This is a genomic window from Streptomyces sp. NBC_00859 (assembly GCF_045161865.1).
GTDB lineage: Bacteria > Actinomycetota > Actinomycetes > Streptomycetales > Streptomycetaceae > Streptomyces.
In genome coordinates this window covers 4747415-4766795 of sequence record NZ_CP108826.1, presented here as the reverse complement: position 1 = coordinate 4766795, position 19381 = coordinate 4747415, and the positions used below count along the sequence as shown (strand labels likewise).

General features: G+C 69.4%; 16 protein-coding genes and 1 pseudogene. 6 read left to right on the top strand and 11 right to left on the bottom strand.

The window, feature by feature from the left end:
• The 6 genes and pseudogenes from OG584_RS20825 to OG584_RS20800 form a co-directional block, all read right to left on the bottom strand.
• Entirely contained in the window at positions 1-207 is a 207-nt protein-coding gene (locus tag OG584_RS20825) for a hypothetical protein (RefSeq protein ID WP_405784196.1), read from the bottom strand.
• 211 nt (positions 208-418) lie between these two features.
• Entirely contained in the window at positions 419-796 is a 378-nt protein-coding gene (locus OG584_RS20820) for a hypothetical protein (protein ID WP_405779916.1), read from the bottom strand.
• Positions 793-1476: a ubiquinol-cytochrome c reductase iron-sulfur subunit gene (locus tag OG584_RS20815; protein ID WP_405779915.1), complete on the bottom strand. Its 684-nt coding sequence runs from the start codon at positions 1474-1476 to the stop codon at positions 793-795. The genes OG584_RS20820 and OG584_RS20815 overlap by 4 nt, the downstream gene beginning before the upstream one ends.
• A 227-nt stretch (positions 1477-1703) precedes the next feature.
• A pseudogene (locus OG584_RS20810) lies at positions 1704-2300 on the bottom strand (4Fe-4S dicluster domain-containing protein); the annotation flags it as partial.
• A 7-nt stretch (positions 2301-2307) separates the two neighbouring features.
• The gene (locus tag OG584_RS20805) at positions 2308-4653 is read right to left on the bottom strand and encodes a molybdopterin oxidoreductase family protein (protein ID WP_405779913.1); all 2346 of its coding nucleotides are present in this window, start codon (positions 4651-4653) and stop codon (positions 2308-2310) included.
• Entirely contained in the window at positions 4650-5792 is a 1143-nt protein-coding gene (locus OG584_RS20800; RefSeq protein WP_405779912.1) for an MFS transporter, read from the bottom strand. The genes OG584_RS20805 and OG584_RS20800 overlap by 4 nt, the downstream gene beginning before the upstream one ends.
• A gap of 423 nt (positions 5793-6215) precedes the next feature.
• On the opposite strand from OG584_RS20800, the gene OG584_RS20795 reads away from it, so the two are divergent.
• Both OG584_RS20795 and OG584_RS20790 read left to right on the top strand, forming a co-directional pair.
• Positions 6216-7307 (top strand): P1 family peptidase, encoded by a 1092-nt coding sequence (locus OG584_RS20795; RefSeq protein ID WP_405779911.1) that lies wholly within the window; start codon positions 6216-6218, stop codon positions 7305-7307.
• 157 nt (positions 7308-7464) lie between these two features.
• Positions 7465-8211: a DUF6227 family protein gene (locus OG584_RS20790; RefSeq protein ID WP_405779909.1), complete on the top strand. Its 747-nt coding sequence runs from the start codon at positions 7465-7467 to the stop codon at positions 8209-8211.
• 267 nt (positions 8212-8478) lie between these two features.
• Here OG584_RS20790 and OG584_RS20785 read toward each other — a convergent pair whose 3' ends face one another.
• Entirely contained in the window at positions 8479-9450 is a 972-nt protein-coding gene (locus OG584_RS20785) for a helix-turn-helix transcriptional regulator (RefSeq protein WP_405779908.1), read from the bottom strand.
• 220 nt (positions 9451-9670) lie between these two features.
• On the opposite strand from OG584_RS20785, the gene OG584_RS20780 reads away from it, so the two are divergent.
• Positions 9671-11146, top strand: a complete 1476-nt coding sequence (locus tag OG584_RS20780) for an MFS transporter (protein WP_405784194.1) — start codon at positions 9671-9673, stop codon at positions 11144-11146.
• 312 nt (positions 11147-11458) lie between these two features.
• On the opposite strand, the gene OG584_RS20775 is transcribed toward OG584_RS20780, so the two are convergent.
• Entirely contained in the window at positions 11459-12439 is a 981-nt protein-coding gene (locus OG584_RS20775; RefSeq protein WP_405779906.1) for an RNA polymerase sigma factor RpoD/SigA, read from the bottom strand.
• A 181-nt stretch (positions 12440-12620) separates the two neighbouring features.
• Here OG584_RS20775 and OG584_RS20770 point away from each other — a divergent pair, with 181 nt between their 5' ends.
• Positions 12621-13169 (top strand): GNAT family N-acetyltransferase, encoded by a 549-nt coding sequence (locus tag OG584_RS20770; protein WP_405779905.1) that lies wholly within the window; start codon positions 12621-12623, stop codon positions 13167-13169.
• Positions 13170-13332: 163 nt separating this feature from the next.
• On the opposite strand, the gene OG584_RS20765 is transcribed toward OG584_RS20770, so the two are convergent.
• Positions 13333-14112 (bottom strand): dioxygenase, encoded by a 780-nt coding sequence (locus OG584_RS20765; protein ID WP_405779903.1) that lies wholly within the window; start codon positions 14110-14112, stop codon positions 13333-13335.
• A 91-nt stretch (positions 14113-14203) separates the two neighbouring features.
• Here OG584_RS20765 and OG584_RS20760 point away from each other — a divergent pair, with 91 nt between their 5' ends.
• Positions 14204-14749 (top strand): MarR family winged helix-turn-helix transcriptional regulator, encoded by a 546-nt coding sequence (locus OG584_RS20760; RefSeq protein WP_405779902.1) that lies wholly within the window; start codon positions 14204-14206, stop codon positions 14747-14749.
• 290 nt (positions 14750-15039) lie between these two features.
• Here OG584_RS20760 and OG584_RS20755 read toward each other — a convergent pair whose 3' ends face one another.
• Together OG584_RS20755 and OG584_RS20750 are read right to left on the bottom strand one after the other, a co-directional pair.
• Positions 15040-16569, bottom strand: coding sequence for an MFS transporter (locus tag OG584_RS20755; RefSeq protein WP_405779900.1), 1530 nt, complete (start codon positions 16567-16569; stop codon positions 15040-15042).
• A 424-nt stretch (positions 16570-16993) separates the two neighbouring features.
• Positions 16994-17632 carry a TetR/AcrR family transcriptional regulator gene (locus OG584_RS20750; protein ID WP_405779898.1) on the bottom strand — a complete coding sequence of 213 codons (639 nt, stop codon included), beginning with the start codon at positions 17630-17632 and terminating at the stop codon, positions 16994-16996.
• 300 nt (positions 17633-17932) lie between these two features.
• Between OG584_RS20750 and OG584_RS20745 the strand changes: the two genes are divergently transcribed.
• Positions 17933-19285 (top strand): M6 family metalloprotease domain-containing protein, encoded by a 1353-nt coding sequence (locus tag OG584_RS20745; protein WP_405779897.1) that lies wholly within the window; start codon positions 17933-17935, stop codon positions 19283-19285.
• The last annotated feature ends 96 nt before the right edge of the window (positions 19286-19381 follow it).

Below are 19381 nucleotides of genomic sequence, written 5' to 3'. Positions count from 1 at the left end.
TCAGATGTGGTGCGGCGGTTTCTCGTCCAGGAAGCGAGCCAGATCCGACGCGCTGCTCCCGGAGGATGTCTGCCCGCCCCAGCCGTGGTCCGTGTCGTCCGGGGACTGCTGGTCGAGCGGATCATCGAAGACCAGCTTGGACTGCGGCTTGGGCCTCGGCTTCGGATCCACCTTCGCGCTCGGCTCGGGGCTCGGCTCGGTGCTCACGTCTGCACTCGGCTCCGTGCTCGGCTCGGACTCCGGAAGCTTCGCGCCTCGGCGGGGCCCGGGGGCGCGGTCGCCGTCGTCACCGGGTCCGGAAGCGGGGGCAGTGCTCATACCGCAAGGGTACGACCCCCGTCCGCCCCGCGGCTCCGGCCGCCCCGGCCCATCGCGCTCCAGGCCCCTCTTCGGGCTGGTCCTCCTCCCAGCCTGCCCTTCACCGGTCCTTCGGGTCGAGGAACCAGAGGCCGAGCACCACCAGGAAGGACAGGCAGAGGAATCCGGCGCCCCACCAGGCGGTGCCCGTGTTTCCCTCCATCCACTCGTTCACGGTGATCGTCAGCGCCCAGAGCTGGCCGATCACGACCGACATCGCCAGGACCAGCCGGGCGGTCAGCTTGGACGAACGCTCAGGCTCCTGCTCACTCCCGGCGCCGGGGCCGGGGCCCGTGTGCCGGATCCGTGGATCGGCGTACCCGCTGGTGGGGCGGATCTGCGGATACCGTTCGGCGACCGGCCGGTTGAGGCGGGGCTGGGCACTGCCCGGCCGGTAGTCGGGCCGGGGCCGGTCGGGCGGCGGTGGCTGGCCTGTCATGTCTGCTCCCCTCGCTCACGTGTAGCCCCCGTCACACCGGGACAGCCGATCCTCGCGGTCGATTCCGGGTCCGACTCCTTGAACTGCCGGCACACCGCGTCCTTGGTGTCCTCGCCCGAGCGGGCAGTGGCAAGGGCCCAGACGCTGCCGTCGTCCCGCTCGACGAGGAGCACCCGGGGCAGCCCCCGAGGCGGCGGGCCCGCCGTGACCTCTCCGGTCCTGGCGTCGAAGACACCCTCATGACAGGGACAGTAGAGCTCGCCCTCCGTACCTCGGTCCTTGCGCCACAGGACGGCACAGGCGAGGTGGGTACAGACGGCGGAGTACCCGGCGAGACTGCCGTCCGCGAGCCGTACGGCGACAGCACGGTCCTCGTCCCCAGGAAAGCGGAAGGAGACGGATTCGCCGGGCTGCAACCGGTCGGTGACCTTCTTCGGGGCGGGGGCGGTCTCACTGTCGCCGTGCCGCTTCAGGATTCCCCCCGCGACGCCGAGGCCGCCGACGGCAAGGCCCCCCGACACGGTGGTGACGATCCGCAGATAGTCGCGGCGCGTGCTCAGCGCATCCGCGCTGATCCGGTCGTGCAGCGCCTCACGGGCCCCGCCGTTGTTCACCGAGCCGCCGCCCGGGGGCTGCTGGCCCGGTGGCTGCTGGCCCGGAGGTTGCTGGGTGACACTCATCGTCCGCTGCCCCCGCCCACCGCGCCGTCGGCACCGCCCGCACCATCTGCATCACCAGCGCTTCCGGAACCAGAGGCGTTACCGGAGCCGGAAGCACTACTGGAGCCGAACGGATCATCGGTACGGCCCGAAGCACTGGCGCCGCTCACACCGCGAGCGCCACCGGCACCGCCGACACCACCACCAACCGCACCGACACCACCAACACCGTCGGCACCAGGTGTTTCTCTCACATCGACTCCATTGACCTCGACGACCGGAAGCCCGCCGGGCACCGGCCACTGCACCTTCTCGGCGGGGACCACCATCGCGACCCCGGTCTTGACCACGACATCGCCGAACGCGAAGGAATCGGCGACCTGGACCCCCGGCCGCTCGGCCTGGAGCTCCTCCAGCGTTCCGTAGAACAGCGCTCCCGTCGGGCAGACCGTGGCGCACATGGGAGCGAGGCCGTACGCGGTGCGGTCGTAGCAGAGATTGCACTTCAGCTGGAGCTTCGCCTGAAGGTCGATCTTCGGTACGCCGAAGGGACAGGCGTTCACACAGTTGGAACAGCCGATGCAGCGGGTGGTGTCGGCCTGCTGCACCACACCGTCGGATGTCACCAGGATCGCGTCGGCCGGACAGACCTCGGCGCAGGGCGCCACCGGGTCCTCGCAGTGCATGCAGACCGTAGGGAGGGAGGCGACGGACTGGCCGGGATCGGTGTAGTCGAGGTGGATCATCGACTTGCCCCGGTGCGAGTCGCACTCACGGCAGGCGGAGACACAGGCCTGGCAGCCGATGCAGCGCCCTGGATCGATAAAGATCGTTCTGCCCATCATGCGGGGCTCAGCTCCTCTCCGCCGTGCCACGCCCTTGCGGGGCCGAGGGCGGCAGGGGGTCGGTGCGGGAAATCTGCGTCTCTGGGTAGGCCGTACCGCCGGGTGCGACAGGGGGTGCGGGGACTTCGTCGACTCGCTCGGCGGCCTCGATACGGCAGGCACAGACCTTGTACTCGGGAATCTTGGAGCGGGGGTCGAGCGCATCGATGGTGAGGGCATTGGCAGCGGCGGGAACCGGCCAGTGGTACGGGATGAAGACGGTGTCGGGCCTGATGGCCTCCGTGACCAGTGCGGGGAAGACCTCGCTGCCCCGCCGGGTGACAACACGCACCGGATCACCTGACCTGAAGCCGTGCGACGGGTGCACCTCCACCCAGGGGCGCGGGGTCTGCTCGACGAGCCCGCCGAGCCTTCGGGTCTGGTTACCGGAGAGGAAGTGCGCCACCGTTCGTCCGGTGGTGAGCGACATGGGGTGCTCGTCGTCGTACGGATCCATCGGCGGGTGCCACTCGACGACTTGCATATGGATCTTGCCGTCGGGGTGGTAGGTCGTGCCGTCCTCGAAGAGCCGGGGGGTGCCGGGGTGATCGGTGGACGGACAGGGCCAGGCGATACCGCCGGTCTCCTCAAGCCGTTCGTAGGTGATGCCGTAGTAGTCGATCACCGTGCCGGCGGACGCGATGCGCAGTTCCTCGAAGACGTCTCGGGAGCCCGCGTAAGTGAACTTGTCACCGACGCCGAGGCGCTCGGCGAGCTGCGAGATCACCCAGGTATCGGTCCGCACCCCGGGGGGCGGGTCCTGCGCCTTGTTGTGCTTGACGACACGGGCCTCCGCATTGGCCATCACGCCCTCGTCCTCGGCCCAGGTGGTGACGGGGAAGACCACGTGCGCGTTGGCCGCGGTCTCCGAGAGGAAGAAGTCGAACTGCGCATGGAACTCGGTGGCGTCGTAACCCTCCTTGACCACACGGTAGTTCGGGAGCGAGACAAAGGGGTTGTTGCAGATGCCGATGAGACCGCGGATCTCACCGCGCTGCATCTGCCAGACCATTTCCATCATCGAGGTTCCCGCGGGAGGGAGTTCGGATTCCTCGATGCCCCAGATCTCGCAGATCTGCCTGCGGTGCTCCGGGTTCATGATCGAGCGGCCGCCCGGGAGGAGGTCGGACTTCTGGCCGTGTTCGCGGCCGCCCTGCCCGTTGCCCTGGCCGGTGAGGGTGCCGTAGCCGGCGCCCGGACGGCCGATGTGGCCGGTGGCGGTGCAGAGGTTGATGACGGAGAGGCAGTTCTCGACGCCCTGGGAGTGGTGCTCGATACCACGGGCATGCCAGGCCATGGCCCTGTCGGCGCCGCCGAAGGCCCTGGCGACCTGGACAACCTGCGCGGCGGGAATTCCGCAGATCTCGGCGGCCCGCTCCGGGGTGTACTCGGCGGCCTTGGCACGGACCTCTTCCCAGCCGGTGGCGTGCGCCTCGACGAAGGCCTTGTCGTCGAGGCCCTCGCGGATCACCACGTTGAGTACGGCGTTGAAAAAGACCGAGTCGGTGCCCGGCTTGAGCGCGACGTGGATGTCCGCGGTGCGGGCGATGGCCGTCTCGCGCGGATCGATGACGATGAGGGAGGCACCCCGGTCCCTGGCTCCCCACATGTACTGCGTCAGCACGGGGAAGCACTCGCCGACGTTCGAGCCGGCGATGAGCAGGCAGTCGGTGAGGAGGATGTCGGAGAAGGGGTTGCCCGCCCGGTCGATACCGAAGGCGAGTTTGTTCGCACCGGCCGCGCTGACCATGCAGAGCCGGCCGTTGTAGTCGACGTGGCGCGTCTTGAGCGCGACCCGGCCGAACTTGCCGACCAGATACGTCTTCTCGGAGTAGAGGCTGGCTCCGCCGAGCAGCCCGAAGGCGTCGTTGCCGTACTGCCCCTGGATACGCCGGATTTCGGCGACGGTGAAGTCGAGCGCCTCCTCCCACGAGGCTTCCCTGAACGGCTCGTCCCGGGATCGGCGCATCAGTGGGGCGGTGAGCCGGTCGGGGTGATTGACCTGCTGGTAGGCGTTGATGCCCTTCGGGCAGAGCCGCATCCGGTTGATGTCGTGGTTACGGGGCTCGACCCCGAAGACCTTGCCGCCCTTGTCCACCCGGAGGTACATGCCGCACTGCACCCCGCAGAAACAGCAGTGGGTGGGGACGAGCGTCTCGCCGTTCTGGTCGGCGTGCCACTGGTCGGCCGGGATGCCGCCCGCGTCCCGGAAGTTGCGGGTGCCGGGAGGTGCGAGGGCCGGGTCGAACGGGACAGCGGGGCGGTGCGGTTCAGCCGGGTCGTGCGGGGCAGCCGGGGCGTGCGGGGTGCTCACTTGAAGCCCTTCTTCACTTGGCTGAGGTAGGCGTTGCCGCGCAGCACCCGCTTGCAGCGGGGGCAGTACTCGGCCCAGGCGTCGAAGCTGAGGTCCAGGTCACGCATGGTGGATCGGAGGTTTTCGACGTAGGGCCCGGTGTCGATCGGCTCGTGGCAGCGGCGGCAGGTGAAGACCTGGTCGTCCTGGCGGGCGGTGTATTTGAAGAGCTGCATCCCGACGGCGGCGGGTCGCTGCACGATGTGGAAGAACTTGCCGAACGGGATGTAGATGAGCGTGAAGATCACCGAGACCATGTGCAGAAGGGCGAGGAATTCGTAGCCGCCGCCGTGCAGGAAGACCGAGGAGAAGGTGAGGAGGAGGCCGGTCACGGAGATGATGATCAATGCGAGCAGCGGCACCAGGTCGTAGGCGAACCGCTGCCCCGTCATGGCCCCCCGGTCCTTCATCCGCCGCCACAGGAAGTACGAGGCGCCGGGGATGACCAGGACCGCCGCGAGGTCAAGGCCGTGGAACATCAGCCAGCCCAGAATGTTCAGCGAGTCGAAGCCGAGGATCTTGAAGCCCCAGATCCGCATCTCGTAGCCGGGCCCCGAGCCGCTGCCCGAAGTGAAGGTGAACCAGCCCCAGGTGAGCGGGAAGGTGATCATCGAGGCGAGGATGCACCCCCAGAAGATGAGCTGATGGGCGGCCCAGCGGGCATGCGAGCGGGCGCCGAGAAACTTCTGGAGGCCGAGGTAGGTGGCGATCATCTTCGGCAGGGCGGTCGGGGCCTTGCGGAAGTTGGCACGCGAGAAGAAGCTGCCCCAGCCCTTGTTGAACAGTCTGCGGGCGCCGGGCGCGGAGACCCAGACGGTGTACCGGTGGGCGACACCGAAGGCGAGGAAGACACTGGCGACCGCGTACGGCAACAGAGCCGAGTCGAAGTCGTGCAGGAAGCGGCTGCCCAGCACGATCGCCACGATCAGCAGCAGCGAGACCACGACGCCCGCGGTCGTCGCACGTGCCGAGACGGAGCACAGCGGCCCGGTGGCCGCCCCACCGCCGGAGCCGGGAGCGCCCGCCCGAGACACCTGCGGTTCCGGCGGGACGGGCGGAGATGGCGGTGGCACGGCGGGGGCAGCAGGCGGCTCGGTCACGGCGCCACCGTAGTCGCCTATATCCCTTTTATGCGCTTTCTGCGCGATGGGCGGGTGAGGCTTCATTCAGATGCCGGTCCGGCCACCGCAGGGCGGGAGCGGGCCCCGTGGCCCAGCGGCCACCCGGAGCCGCAGCGGCGGGCGCGTCGCAGGGGCCGTGCCACGAGCAGCAGTTGCCGCACGGCGGACGGTCGCATCACCGCAGGCGGGCCCGCCGCGGCAGACGAATACGCCAGGCACACGGATAGGCCAGGCATGCGGATACGCCAGGTCCGCAGGCGCATCACGGCACGCGGAGGGCGACCACAACGTGCGGCAACGTCACGGCAGACAGGCACGTCACGGCAGACAGGCGCATCACGGCAGCAAACGGCGCACGGCAATGGGCGCCCCAGGCACGGGAGACAGTGGTCCCATAGGGGCATGGCAGCATCAGACACCCCGTCAGGAACCGCACGGCCCCGCCCGGCCGGCGCCCCGGTCGACTCGCTCACCGACGTGACCGGGCTCCGCGTCGGACACGCACGGGTTCCCGGCAAGCTCGCACTGAGCGGCACCACCGTCGTCCTCGCCCCGCGTGGCGGGGCGGTCGCGGCCGTGGATGTGCGCGGCGGCGGCCCAGGCACCCGCGAGACGGACGCCCTCGATCCACGCAACCTCGTACAGCGCGTGGACGCCGTCGTCCTCACGGGCGGAAGCGCGTACGGGCTGGACTCCGCGTCCGGCGTGATGGCCTGGCTGGAGGAACAGGGCCGCGGCTTCCAGGTCGGGCCGGATCCCGCCCAGGTCGTGCCGGTCGTCCCCGCCGCCTGCATCTTCGATCTGGGCCGCGGAGGGCACTGGCGGGCCAGGCCGGACGCGTCGACCGGACGCGCGGCCGTGGAGGCCGCCGCGGACACGGCAACGGGCACACCGGTCGAACAGGGCAGTGTCGGTGCCGGTACGGGCGCGGTTGCCGGCGGGCTCAGGGGCGGCGTCGGCTCGGCGAGCGTCACACTCGCTTCCGGTGTCACCGTGGGCGCCCTCGCCGTGGTCAACGCGGTGGGCTCACCGGTCGATCCGCTGACCGGTGTGCTCTACGGCGAGTACGGCACGGGGCGCCCCGAATACCCCGCCCCCGCCGTCCACGAGGAGGCACAGCGACGGCTGGCCCTGGCGCGCGAACACAATGCGCGCCCCCCACTGAACACCACCATCGCCGTCGTGGCGACCGACGCGGAACTGACCCGCGCCCAGGCCCAGAAGCTGGCGGGGACCGCGCACGACGGCCTCGCCCGCGCCGTACGGCCCGTCCATCTCCTGCACGACGGCGACACCGTATTCGCACTTGCCACCGGCACCGGGCAGCCCCCCGACCTGAGCATCCTCAACGAGGTGCTGGCCGCGGGCGCCGATACACTGAGCCGGGCCGTGGTGCGGGCCGTCCGAGCCGCGGAATCGGTGGAGGGGCCCGGTGGCCGGTACCCGTCCCATCGCGATCTGTACGGGGCGGAGACGGGAACGGACCGGAACTGACGCGGCATCTACTGACGTACCGGACAAGTCAGTTGGCGGAGCGCCCGGGAACTCTCCGCACGCCCCCATCGTTTTGCCGAACGAAGGCCCCGTTGTCAGACCCAGGGACTACGTTGAGTTCCGACCTCATGACTTGCCGCGACGGCCTGGAGAGACCTTGAGCCATTCGCATGAGACGACCGAGGAGCACCTTGCGCGCCTCCTCGGCCGCGCACTGAACGCTTTCGAGTTGCCCGACTCCACCGCCGAGCGGCTCGGCTCCGCGCTGGCGCACAGCACCTCGCTGCACTCCTCGCACCACAGCTCGGGCGCCGGCCTGCACCGCGAGACGTACCGGCACACGTTCCTCATCGCCGACGGCACCGACCTGACGCTGTGGGAGCTGGTGTACGAGACGGGCACCGGTGCGGGTCCGCAGTACGAGCTGTATCCGGGCGAGGCGGAGGCCAGGCTCGCCGTGACCCGGATCCGCGGGGCGGACGCCGCGGCGATGTTCCCCGACGACGACCCCGAGGACGACCTGGGAATCCTCGCCGCGCTGCAGTCCGCTCCGCCGCCCGCGGTGGCCAGGACGTACTCGGCCGACCGTTCGGCCGACCACGCCCGCCGGGTGCTTCGCCGCGCGGAGAACCCGGACCGTCCCGGTGACGACGTGGCTCGGCTGCTGCGTTCCGCTTTCGCCCATCAGATCAGCCAGGCCTTCGGCAGCCAGTGCCGGTTCGAGAGCAGCGACGCCGCGTCCTTCACCCTCTACGAGCACGCCTTCCTGCTCTTCGACGGCCAGGAGTTCAGTCTCTGGGAGGTCGAGCACACGGCGACGCCGGACGGCCGCCACATGTGCGAGGTGTACGCATCGCAGAGTGCGGCGCGCTCTGCGATGGAGCTCCGCGCCCGCGTGCGCTGAGAACCGGGGACCGACGAACCGGGGACCGACGAACCGGGGGACCGGCGAACCGGAGAACCCGAGAACCGGACCCGTTGGCGGACCGCGGGACAGCCTCACCGGTGAGCCACGCCCACGTACCGGGCCGCCCGGCTCCCGGCCACTCACACTCGTCGCCCGCGCACGCCCGGCACCCCGCCCTACGGCCGTTGGCCCTGCCCCGTGCGGCCCCCGTGGCCCCGGTGGCCCGGCGAAGTTCTCACCGGCCCACAAGTCCACCGGCCCCGTTCACTGTCCACGCTGTCCCGCCGCGCGGCCCAGTCGGGCCCCGAGCTCGGCCACGTACTCCACCAGCTCGGGCGGGTGGTGCACCGTGAACTCGGCGTCCACCACCGCGAGCCGCAGTCCCAGCCACTCCAGTGAGTCCGCCACCGGCGCCCGGAGCCGGCAACGCCGCTCGCCCAGCGGCTCGGGCACGCCCATCCCGTTCGGCAGCCGGGCCGCCACGAACTCCGCAGGCGCCTCGAAAGTGACGTCGAGATCCACCGACGGCTGCCGCCGCGACAAGGACCGGATGACGAACTCGGCCGCGTCCCCCACAGGCAGCTCACGTCCGGCGAACCGCGCCCCGGTCGCGAACGGTTCGCTCACCCGGTCGACCCGGAACGTACGCCAGTCGTCCCGGTCGATGTCGTACGCGACGAGGTACCAGCGGCGTCCGGTGGACACCAGCCGGTACGGCTCGACCAGCCGCTTCGTCTCCGTACCGTCGCCGGCGCGGTAGCCGAAGCGCAGCCGCTCGGGCCCGGTGGCCGCCGCCGCGATCACTGTCAGCGTCGCCGGGTCGACCGTCGCACCGTCACCACTGGTCAGCGGGATCGTCGCGGCCTGGAGCGTGGCGACGCGGTGGCGCAGCCTCGACGGCAGCACCTGCTCCAGCTTGGCCAGGGCCCGTACGGAGGCCTCCTCGATGCCTTCGACGGCGTGCCCGGCCCCGGCGCGCAGCCCCACCGCGATGGCTACCGCCTCCTCGTCGTCGAGGACCAGCGGGGGCATGGCCTTGCCCGCGACCAGCCGGTAGCCGCCCTCGGCGCCCATCGTGGCCTGGACGGGATAGCCGAGGTCGCGCAGCCGGTCGATATCGCGCCTGATCGTGCGCCTGCTGACGTCGAGACGCTCGGCGAGCTCGCCACCGGGCCACTCACGCGGAGTCTGGAGCAGCGAGAGCAGGTGCAGCAGCCGTACCGGAGTGTCCGTCATGGCAACAGGATGCCGGGGAAGTGGGACATAGCCTGACCTACATGCCCGCTAACTTCGCAGTATGACCTCAACACCCCAGCACACCCCACCGGATGCGCCCGGTGCACAGGACACCCCGGACGCGCCGACGGCACAGACCGGGCGGACGGCAGCGGCCGGGCGGACGGCGCCGGATGCGCCCGGATCGGACCGCCGCAGGTGGTTCGCTCTGGCCATCGTGATGACTGCGGCCTTCATGGACCTCGTCGACGTCACGATCGTCAACATCGCGATCCCGTCCATCAAGAAGGACACCGGCGCCTCGTTCAGCCAGATCCAGTGGATCACCGCCGGCTATGCGCTCGCCTTCGCCGCCGGACTGATCACGGGTGGCCGCCTCGGCGACATCCACGGCCGCAAGAGGCTCTTCCTGATCGGCATAAGCGGCTTCACACTGGCCTCCGCGCTGTGCGGCTTCGCGGCCGATCCGCAGATGCTGGTCGCCTCACGGATCCTGCAGGGCGCGATGGCGGCGCTGATGGTGCCCCAGGTGCTGTCGATCGTGCACGCCACCTTCCCCGCGGAGGAACGCGGCAAGGTCTTCGGGCTGTTCGGCGCGATCGTCGGCCTGGGCGCGGTCTCCGGACCGTTGCTCGGCGCACTGCTCACCCAGTGGAACATCGCCGGTCTGGAGTGGCGCCCGATCTTCCTGATCAACCTGCCGGTCGGAGTGGTCGGGCTGCTGCTGGGGCGCAGGTTCATCACCGAGTCCCAGGCCCCGAAGGCACTCCGGCTGGATGTCGTCGGTGTGCTGCTCGTGGTGGTGGGGCTCCTGATGCTTCTGTACCCGCTGACGCGCGGCCGCGAGCTGGGCTGGCCGGTCTGGGGTTACGTCTCGATGGCGGGCAGCTTGGCCGTGTTCGGCGGGCTGGTCGCGTACGAGCGGCTGAAGGCGCGGAAGGACGGTTCGCCCCTGGTCGAGCTGGAGCTGTTCCGCGTGAAGAGCTTCGCGGCAGGTGTCGCCGTGCAGGCCACGTTCGGTGTGGCGCTCGGCATCTTCTTCCTTGTCTGGACCATGTACATGCAGATCGGGCTCGGCTGGAGCGCGTTGCGGGCGGGGGTCACAGGGATACCGTTCTCGGTCGCCGTCTCGGCTGCCGCCGGTATCTCCGTACAGAAGCTGGTACCGCGCTTCGGCCGCAAGGTGCTCCAAGCGGGTGTGCTGCTGATGGCGGCCGGACTGCTGCTCTACATCTGGGAGGCGGACCGGTACGGGACGGGGATCACGTCCTGGCAGATGGTGGCGCCGCTCGCGGTCATGGGGGTCGGCATGGGTCTGATCGTCGCCCCGCTGACGGATGCCGTACTCGCGGATGTCCCGAAGCAGCACGCCGGTTCGGCTTCCGGACTGATCAACACCGTGCAGCAGATGGGCAACGCGCTGGGGCTCGGCCTGGTGTCCGTGGTGTTCTTCGGCTCCATCAGCGACCGGTTGACACCGAGTGCGACCGGGCCCGCGTTCGTCCACGCGTTCATGGACTCGTTGTGGTGGGTGGCCGGGGTGCTCGGTGCGATCTTCCTGCTGATGTTCGCCCTGCCGAAACGCGCACCCGCGGGCAGCGGGACGGATCATCCGTCAGCCACCGGCACCGGGTCGGACACCGACGCGAGCTCCGCCGGGGATGAGGCGCCCAGCGAAGCAGTCCTCGCCCTCTGAACCTGAGCGGGGAACGGCTGCCCGGCTCCTCACCCGGCCTCTCACGATCGGTGTCACTGGAGGGGACGCGAGGTTCGAAGAGCGGGCCGCCAAGGTTCGTCACCCGTCCCGCCGGTCACGAGTCACCTGGACATGGCCGACCGTGTCCAGGCCGTGCCGTGTCGTGTCATGTCGTGTGACCGAACAGGGCGAGGGCCGCGGGAAGGGGGCCACCGGGGCAGCGGGGAAAGCAATCGCCGGACGGCGCCGCGTGCGGCGGCGTCCGGCGGGCGGTCAGCCGGGGAGGGACGCGGAATTGGTGGGGCGAGCAGCTCACGCCGCTGCGTCGAAGCCCACGTCGTCGGCCATTTTCTTCAGTTCGAGCAGCGCGTGCTTCTCGATCTGGCGGATCCGCTCACGCGTCAAGCCGTGCTCCTTGCCGACCTCGGTCAGCGTCCGCTCGCGGCCGTCGTCGATACCGAACCGCATCTTGATGATCGAAGCCGTACGGTGATCGAGCCTGCCGATCAGCTCGTCGAGCTCCTCGCTGCGCAGCAGCGTCATCACCGACTGCTCGGGAGACACCGCCGACGTGTCCTCCAGGAGGTCACCGAACTGGGTCTCGCCCTGGTCGTCCACCGGCATGTTCAGACTGACCGGGTCACGGGCCCAGTCCAGCACGTCACTTACGCGCGCCGGCTTGGTGTCCAGCTCGGCGGCGATCTCCTCGTGCTCCGGATCACGGCCGTGCTCGCGGTTGAACTCGCGCTGGACGCGACGGATCCGGCCCAGCTCCTCCACCAGGTGGACAGGGAGCCGGATGGTGCGGGACTGGTCGGCTATGGAACGCGTGATCGCCTGCCGGATCCACCACGTCGCATAGGTGGAGAACTTGAAACCCTTGGCGTAGTCGAACTTCTCGACCGCACGCACCAGGCCCGCGTTGCCCTCCTGGATGAGGTCGAGCAGCGGAAGCCCCGCTCGCGGATAACGGCGGGCGACAGCGACGACCAGCCTCAGGTTGGACCGGATGAAGACGTCCTTCGCGCGCTCCCCGGCGGCGTACAGCGCCTCCAGCTCGTCGCGCGAGGCCCCACCCGCCCCACTCTCGACGGAACCGTCCAGAATCTGCCGGGCGTACACCCCGGCCTCGATGGTCTGGGACAGCTCGACCTCCTTCTCGGCATCGAGCAGCGGCGTACGTGCGATTTCGTCGAGATACATGCCGACCAGGTCGCGGTCGGCGATCTCGCCGCCTACGGCGCGAACGCTGCTTGCCCGGTCGGAACGACGGGCGACGGCACGGGTTGCCATGCGTGCTCCCTAACGTGAGTAACGTGATGAGGTCGCGAATCAGGCTTCGTGTGGTGCGGAACACCCTCTCCGGTGTCCTGCATCTGATGGAAACAACGACTGGAATCCGGACAGAATTCCCATGACGCGCTCTGTTTTTAGTGATCATGCAGTACCCTGTCCGGCCACCAAGGGAGAGCAAATGCCTACGGAACGTACGGAAGTGCTGGTCAGGCCCGGCAAGGAGGCGGATCTCCAGGCCCTGACCGACCTCTACAACCACTACGTCCGTGAGACTGCGATCACATTCGACACGAATGTCTTCACCCCCGAGGAGCGCCGCTCCTGGCTGGTCTCCCACCCTGAAGACGGCCCGCACCGGCTGCTGGTTGCTCAGGAGGTACCGTCTGCCCGCATTCTGGGGTACGCAACCAGCAGCGCGTTCCGACCGAAGGCCGCGTACTCCACTTCCGTGGAGGTGACCGTCTACTGCGACCCCGTCGCAGCGGGCCGCGGGATCGGCACACTGCTCTACACGTCGCTGTTCGAGGCGCTGGGCGACGAGGACGTACACCGGGCGTACGCCGGGATCACCCTGCCCAACGAGGCCTCCGTCGCCCTGCACACCCGCTTCGGCTTCGCACCGGCCGGCATACACCGGGAGGTGGGCCGGAAGTTCGGGGCGTACCACGACGTCGCCTGGTACGAGAAGGAGCTCGGCAGTGCGGCTGGGGAACAGACCGCGGCATAGCGTGCCGGCGGACCACGGAACGAGTCACAGCAGCACGGCGCACGACGTACCAGCGGACGTCAGAACAGGTCACAGCAGCACGGCGCACGGCCTGGCTGCGGACCGCGGGGCGGCACGCGGGGTGACCTCCACTCCCCCGTGGCCTCGCCGTGTCGCGTGCGCCCTAGCCGAACTGCACCGATCTCTTCGCCAGCCCCATCCAGAAGCCGTCGATCACATCGCGCCGACTCTCCAGCCCGTCCCCGGCCGCCCCGAGCGTGACGAACAGCGGCGCGAAGTGCTCGGTCCGCGGGTGGGCGAGCCGGCCGGAGGGGGACTTGTGCTCGAAGTCGAGCAGCGCGTCGATGTCCTGCGCCTCCAGCGCCTCACGCCCCCACGCGTCGAACTCGACGGACCACCCGGGGACGCCCCCGTGCCGCAGCGCGGCCAGATTGTGCGTGAAGAATCCGCTGCCGACGATCAGTACGCCTTCGTCCCGCAGCGGGGCGAGCCTGCGCCCGATCTCCATCAGCTTCCGCGGGTCCAGCGTCGGCATGGACATCTGCAGTACCGGTATACCGGCGTCCGGGAACATCTCCACCAGCGGGACATACGCCCCATGGTCGAGCCCCCGGTCCGGAACGTCCTGGACCGGGTGGCCGGCTCCGCGCAGCAGTTTCCGTACGCTCTCGGCCAGCCGAGGCGCGCCCGGGGCGTCGTACCGCACCTGGTAGTAGCGCTCGTCAAAACCCCAGAAGTCGTACACCAGCGGAGCCGGCACGGTCGCACCCAGTGCCAGCGGGGCGTCCTCCCAGTGCGCGGAGACCATGAGAACCGCCTTCGGGCGCGGCAGACCGACGGCCCAGGCGGCGAGCTGGCCCGGCCAGACCGGATCATCGGCGAGCGGCGGCGCACCGTGGGAGAGGTAGAGAGCGGGCATACGTTCCGGGGCAGCGGCAGTCATGGACGACAACTCCATTACTTGAATCATCAAGCACTTACTTGATGACGAACCCTAACCGCATCTAGTTTAATATTCAAGAAAGAGTCGTACAGTGGAGCACATGACCTCGGCACCGCCCCCTGACGAACCCCTCCGGGACGAAGCTCGCCCCGACGAACCGCGTTGGCTCAGCGACGAGGAGCAGCGCATCTGGCGCGCCTACCTCCACGCCACCACGCTCCTGGAGGATCACCTGGACCGCCAGTTGCAGCGTGATGCAGGGATGCCGCACATCTACTACGGGCTCCTGGTGAAGCTTGCCCAGGCACCCCGGCGGCGGATGCGGATGACCGAGCTGGCCCGGGACGCGAAGATCACCCGCTCCCGGCTCTCGCACGCCATAGCGCGGCTGGAACGCAACGGCTGGGTGCGCCGCGAGGACTGCCCGTCCGACAAGCGTGGCCAGAACGCGGTCCTGACACCCGCAGGAACAGCAGTGCTTGAGCGGACCGCGCCCGGCCACGTCGAGGCCGTACGCCAGGCGCTGTTCGACCGGCTCTCCCCCGAACAGACCGGCCAGCTCGGCGAAATCATGCGGGTGATGGCCGAGGGGCTGCAGCCTCAGGGTGAGGACGCGGATCTGCCCTGGCTCCGCTGACGCCTCACGGTGGAGACGTCCGTGCCGAACCAGGGCAGCAGCCATCGATGAGTCGCGGGCGTCGAGCCGCAGGCCTTGAGCCACGCCCTTGAGTCGCAGGTGTCGATCCTCAGGAGCTGAACCGCAGGAGCTGAACCGCGAACGTTCAGTCACGGACGGCCAGTCGCGGGCCCCCGCCCCGGTCTTCCGCCACTGCGGGGCACGTACCCCGTATCCCGCAGCGGCGGAAGCCCCGATGGCTCAGCGAACTCAGCGATCACTGTGGGCTCAACGAGCTCAGAGGTCGATCCTCAGTGAGCGATCACCGGGATCTGCACCTCGTCCTCGATCACGTCCGATTCTCCGGAACCGGAGTCCGCGGGAGCCGGAGTGACCGAGGGACGACCGGCGTTGATGAGCGTCAGCGCGATCACCGAGGCGATCGCCAGGATGCCGACCGCCACCCAGATGGCGTTCGTGTAGCCGTGCACCAGCGCCTGGGCCTGGACCAGCTTCGGGTTGCCGCCGGATCCCGCGTGCCCCACGAGGTACGCGGTGGTGGCGGAGGCAGCGATCGTGTTCAGCAGCGCCGTACCGATCGCGCCGCCCACCTGCTGCGAGGTGTTCACCATCGCCGACGCGACACCCGCGTCACGCGGTGCGATGCCGTGTGTGGCCAGGGACATGGCGGGCATGAAGGCCGTACCCATTCCGAGGCCCAGCAGCAGCATGCCCGGCAGGATCACTCCGGCGTACGAGGAGCCGACCTCGATACGGGTCAGCAGCAGCATGCCGACGGCCGCGACGGCGAAGCCGGGACCCATCAGGAACCGGGCGGGCACCCGGGTCATCAGCCGCGCACCGATCTGCGTGGATCCCGTGATCATGGCCGCAACCATCGGCAGGAAGGCGAAGCCGGTCCTGACCGAGGAGTAGCCCTGCACGACCTGCAGGTAGTACGTCAGGAAGAGGAAGAGACCGAACATCCCGATGATGGCCAGACCCAGCGAGGCGTAGATGCCACCTCGGTTGCGGTCCGCGACCACGCGCAGGGGCAGCAGCGGCGCCTTGACCTTCGACTCGACGACGACAAAGGCTCCGAGCAGGACGACGGTGGCGACGAACAGGCCGATCGTGACCGGGTCGGACCAGCCGTCGGACGCGGCGCGCGTGAAGCCGTACACGAGGGAGACCAGGCCGGTCGTGGAGAGCAGGACACCGGGGATGTCCAGCGGCGAACGGTTGCGGCCGCCCGCGGGCTCACGGATCACGAAGTAGGCGCCGAGCGCGGCGACGGCCGCGAACGGGATGTTGACGAAGAACGTCCAGCGCCAGTCCAGGTACTCGGTGAGGAATCCACCGAGCAGCAGGCCCACGGCGCCGCCGCCGCCTGCGATGGCTCCGAAGATGCCGAACGCCTTGGCGCGCTCCTTGGCATCGGTGAACGTCACGGCGAGAAGCGACAGCGCGGCCGGCGCGAGCAGCGCACCGAAGACGCCCTGGGCCGCACGGGAGGTGAGCAGCATCGCCTCGTTGGCGGCGGCGCCGCCGACAGCGGACGCCGCGGCGAAGCCGAGCAGCCCGATGACGAAGGCGCGCTTACGGCCCCAGAGGTCGCCGATACGGCCACCGAAGAGGAGCAGTCCGCCGAAGGCGAGAGCGTAGGCCGTGATGACCCACTGCTTGTTGGCATCGGAGATGCCGAGGTCGACCTGGGCGTGCGGCAGCGCGATGTTCACGATCGTGGCGTCGAGCACCACCATCAGCTGCGCCAGGGCGATGAAGACCAGCGCTTTCCAGCGGTTGGGGTCAGGGAGTGATATGTCGGCAATTTTTGGCATGGGTGGAGCCACCTATGGGTGCGGAGAGGTCGGACGGGCAGCGAGAGGGTCCCGAGCAGGAGGTGAGAAGAGGTCCTGAACAAGAGTTCAGAAGCCGCACTCCGGGAGTGCCGGGAGTCCGCTTCAGTGCTTCAGTACTTCAGGTACTCGGTCAGTGCTTTCGGGCGCGGCCGGCATGGAGCTTCGGATGCGCCTCGGGCGAGTACGTCGGGCATCAAGGTCAGGCGTGCATTTCAGGCGTCCTGTTCAGGCGTCGTGATCAAACGTCGAGATCGGGCGGCAAGCCCCGGCAGCGCGTCCAGGCACTCTGTCCGACACCGCAGGCTTCAGGCTTCGTTACGTTCAGGTCCGTTACGTTCAGGCTTCGTTACGTTCTGGCTTCGTCACGCCCAGGCGCTGTCGCGGTCAGGCGCCACGGCTGCCTTCACGACGGCCTGCGCAGGTCTTCAAGGGTCGCCGGTGACCCGGGGAGTACCGTCCGCGCCGAGGCCTGGAGCCCGTCGAGGAACAGCTGTAGATGACGGTGTACGAATCGGTCGAGCCCCAGGCAGCCCGCGCCCGGCAGCGGCCGGGTGAGCTGGGAAAGGGCGACGAACAGATCCCCGACATCGACGTCGGGGCGCAGGTGCCCTTCCTGGCGCGCGCGGCTCATGAGGTCCTCCACGGACTCCGCGAGCCGGTCACGCGCCGCCATGATCTCGGCGTCCGCGCGGTCGAAGCCGTCGGAGAGCATCGGGCAGAGCGCACCGATCTTCTCGTCGGCCGCGGCGTGCACGAAGCGGCGGAGTGCGGCGAAACTGTCGGGCTCCTCAGCGATGGCCGCCTCCACCTGGTCCGCCACGCGGGCCATGACGGAGAGAACCACGTGCCGGAAGAGTTCGATCCGGTCGGGGAAGTGCCGGTAGAGCGTGGCGTTGCCTACGCCGGCCCGGCGGGCGATCTCGTCGAGCGGCACGTCCGGCCCGTACTCCACGAAGATCTCACGCGCGGCCGATACGATCCGCTTCCGGTTGCGCAGGGCATCCGCCCTGGTGCGCGGCCGGACGGCGGTGGCGGTGTCCACGGCGCTTCCCTTCCCTTTCCGGCCGACCCCGAACAGCTCCGGTCGGTCCCGAACAGCATTGCTTTTCCGTAACCGGGGAAGGTCTCCCCGCTTCGCTGTGACAAGGGTTCAAACGGGGAAAGGGTCCCCGGTTATTTCCCCCTCCCCATGTGACCTGAGTCACTGAGCGCTGCCCCGTGGCCGGGCGCCCGGAAAGCCCACGATCGGCCCACCCAGCGCGCGCCCCCGCCACGCCCGACAGAGGGTGATCGAACGAGTGCAGTTCGGATCCGTCGGCTGCCCCGGCCCGAAGGCGAAGGCATGCATGAGACCCGCCCCAGGTCGAGCGGCAACCCCACCGGCCGTTCACGGAACCGCCGCCCGCGGATACGTTCCCCCCGCCGTCCACTGGCCATAGTCACCCTCGCCTCACTCGCGCTCGCCGCGCTGACGTCGGGCAGCACCACGCTGATACAGAAGACCCCGCCGGGCGGCCCGGCAGCCACCAGCGGCCGGCTCTCCGTACGCGCCGACCACACCGGCTCGGCCGTATCGCTCGGCCCCTGCCGGATCGGCGGCGCACTGGGGGTCCAGATGTCGGAGGGCCTGCCCACCGCACCGGGCTACGCCCACTCGACCGGCTCGGTCCACGCCCTCACCCTCATGATCGACTTCCCGGACGCGCCGGGCTCCGGGCCCGCGATGAAGCGCTACGGCGAGTTCTTCCCCCAGACGTCCACCTGGTACCGCACCAGCTCCTACGGGCGGCTCGCCTACCACCCCGACGCGCCGGTCAGGCGCTGGCTGCGGATGCCGCAGCCGTTCAGCTCGTACGGGATACAGCGGGGGTCCCCCTACCAGCCGGGTTACCGGAAGCTCGCCCAGGACATCGTGAAGGTCGCCGACCGCCAGGTGAATTTCCGCAAGTACGACCTGATCAATGTGCTGGCCACCCCGAACGCGGGCCCTTCCGCGCTGGACACTGTGCTCTCGGTGACGTTCTCCGGCAATGACGAGGCGCCCGTGGCCGACGGCGTCAAACTCTCCAACATGTCCTTCATCTACAGCCGCCAGGACGACGGATCGGGCTCGTACAGCCACACCGGCTACCGCGTGCTGCCGCACGAGAACGGCCACACCTTCGGGCTCCCCGACCTCTACACACAGAGCGGCGGCGGCTCGGTCGGGCACTGGGACATCATGTCCGAGGACTGGGGGGCCAACAACGACATGCTCGGCTGGCACAAGTGGAAGCTCGGCTGGCTGGACGACAGCCAGGTCAGCTGTGCGTCGACGCCCGGGACCCACGAGGCGGCCCTCTCCCCACTGGCCACGCGCGGCGGCACCAAACTGGCGGTGATACCGATGTCGGAGTCCGCTGCCTACGTGATGGAGGTCCGGACCCGGGCGGGCAACGACGACGCGGTCTGCCGCCCCGGCGTCCTGATCTATCGCGTGGACGGCGATGTCGACACCGGCCAGGGCCCCGTCTCCGTCAGGGACAGCACCCCGGACAGCGGCGGCTGCACCCTGCGCGCCAATGTGCAGGCCGAACTGTCCGACGCCCCGTACGCAGTGGGCCAGACCTTCACCGACGCGGCGCACGGCATCATCATCAACGTCACCGGCAAGGACAAATCCGGCGACTACCGCGTGCGCATCACCCGCTCCTGACCGCAGCCTCCCGTCCCGCGCCGCACACCGAGCACCGCCGGGCCGCACGGGCCGCCGCTACCACCCTCACCGGGCTCACGCTCGGGCCGCACCCGA

Bases quoted from the DNA above. Each gene is read 5' to 3' on its own strand.
- OG584_RS20745 (WP_405779897.1), top strand. From the start codon at position 17,933: ATGCATGAGACCCGCCCCAGGTCGAGCGGCAACCCCACCGGCCGTTCA.
- OG584_RS20815 (WP_405779915.1), bottom strand. From the start codon at position 1,476: ATGAGTGTCACCCAGCAACCTCCGGGCCAGCAGCCACCGGGCCAGCAG.
- OG584_RS20820 (WP_405779916.1), bottom strand. From the start codon at position 796: ATGACAGGCCAGCCACCGCCGCCCGACCGGCCCCGGCCCGACTACCGG.
- OG584_RS20765 (WP_405779903.1), bottom strand. From the start codon at position 14,112: ATGACTGCCGCTGCCCCGGAACGTATGCCCGCTCTCTACCTCTCCCAC.
- OG584_RS20755 (WP_405779900.1), bottom strand. From the start codon at position 16,569: ATGCCAAAAATTGCCGACATATCACTCCCTGACCCCAACCGCTGGAAA.
- OG584_RS20780 (WP_405784194.1), top strand. From the start codon at position 9,671: ATGACTGCGGCCTTCATGGACCTCGTCGACGTCACGATCGTCAACATC.
- OG584_RS20775 (WP_405779906.1), bottom strand. From the start codon at position 12,439: ATGGCAACCCGTGCCGTCGCCCGTCGTTCCGACCGGGCAAGCAGCGTT.
- OG584_RS20770 (WP_405779905.1), top strand. From the start codon at position 12,621: ATGCCTACGGAACGTACGGAAGTGCTGGTCAGGCCCGGCAAGGAGGCG.
- OG584_RS20785 (WP_405779908.1), bottom strand. From the start codon at position 9,450: ATGACGGACACTCCGGTACGGCTGCTGCACCTGCTCTCGCTGCTCCAG.
- OG584_RS20795 (WP_405779911.1), top strand. From the start codon at position 6,216: ATGGCAGCATCAGACACCCCGTCAGGAACCGCACGGCCCCGCCCGGCC.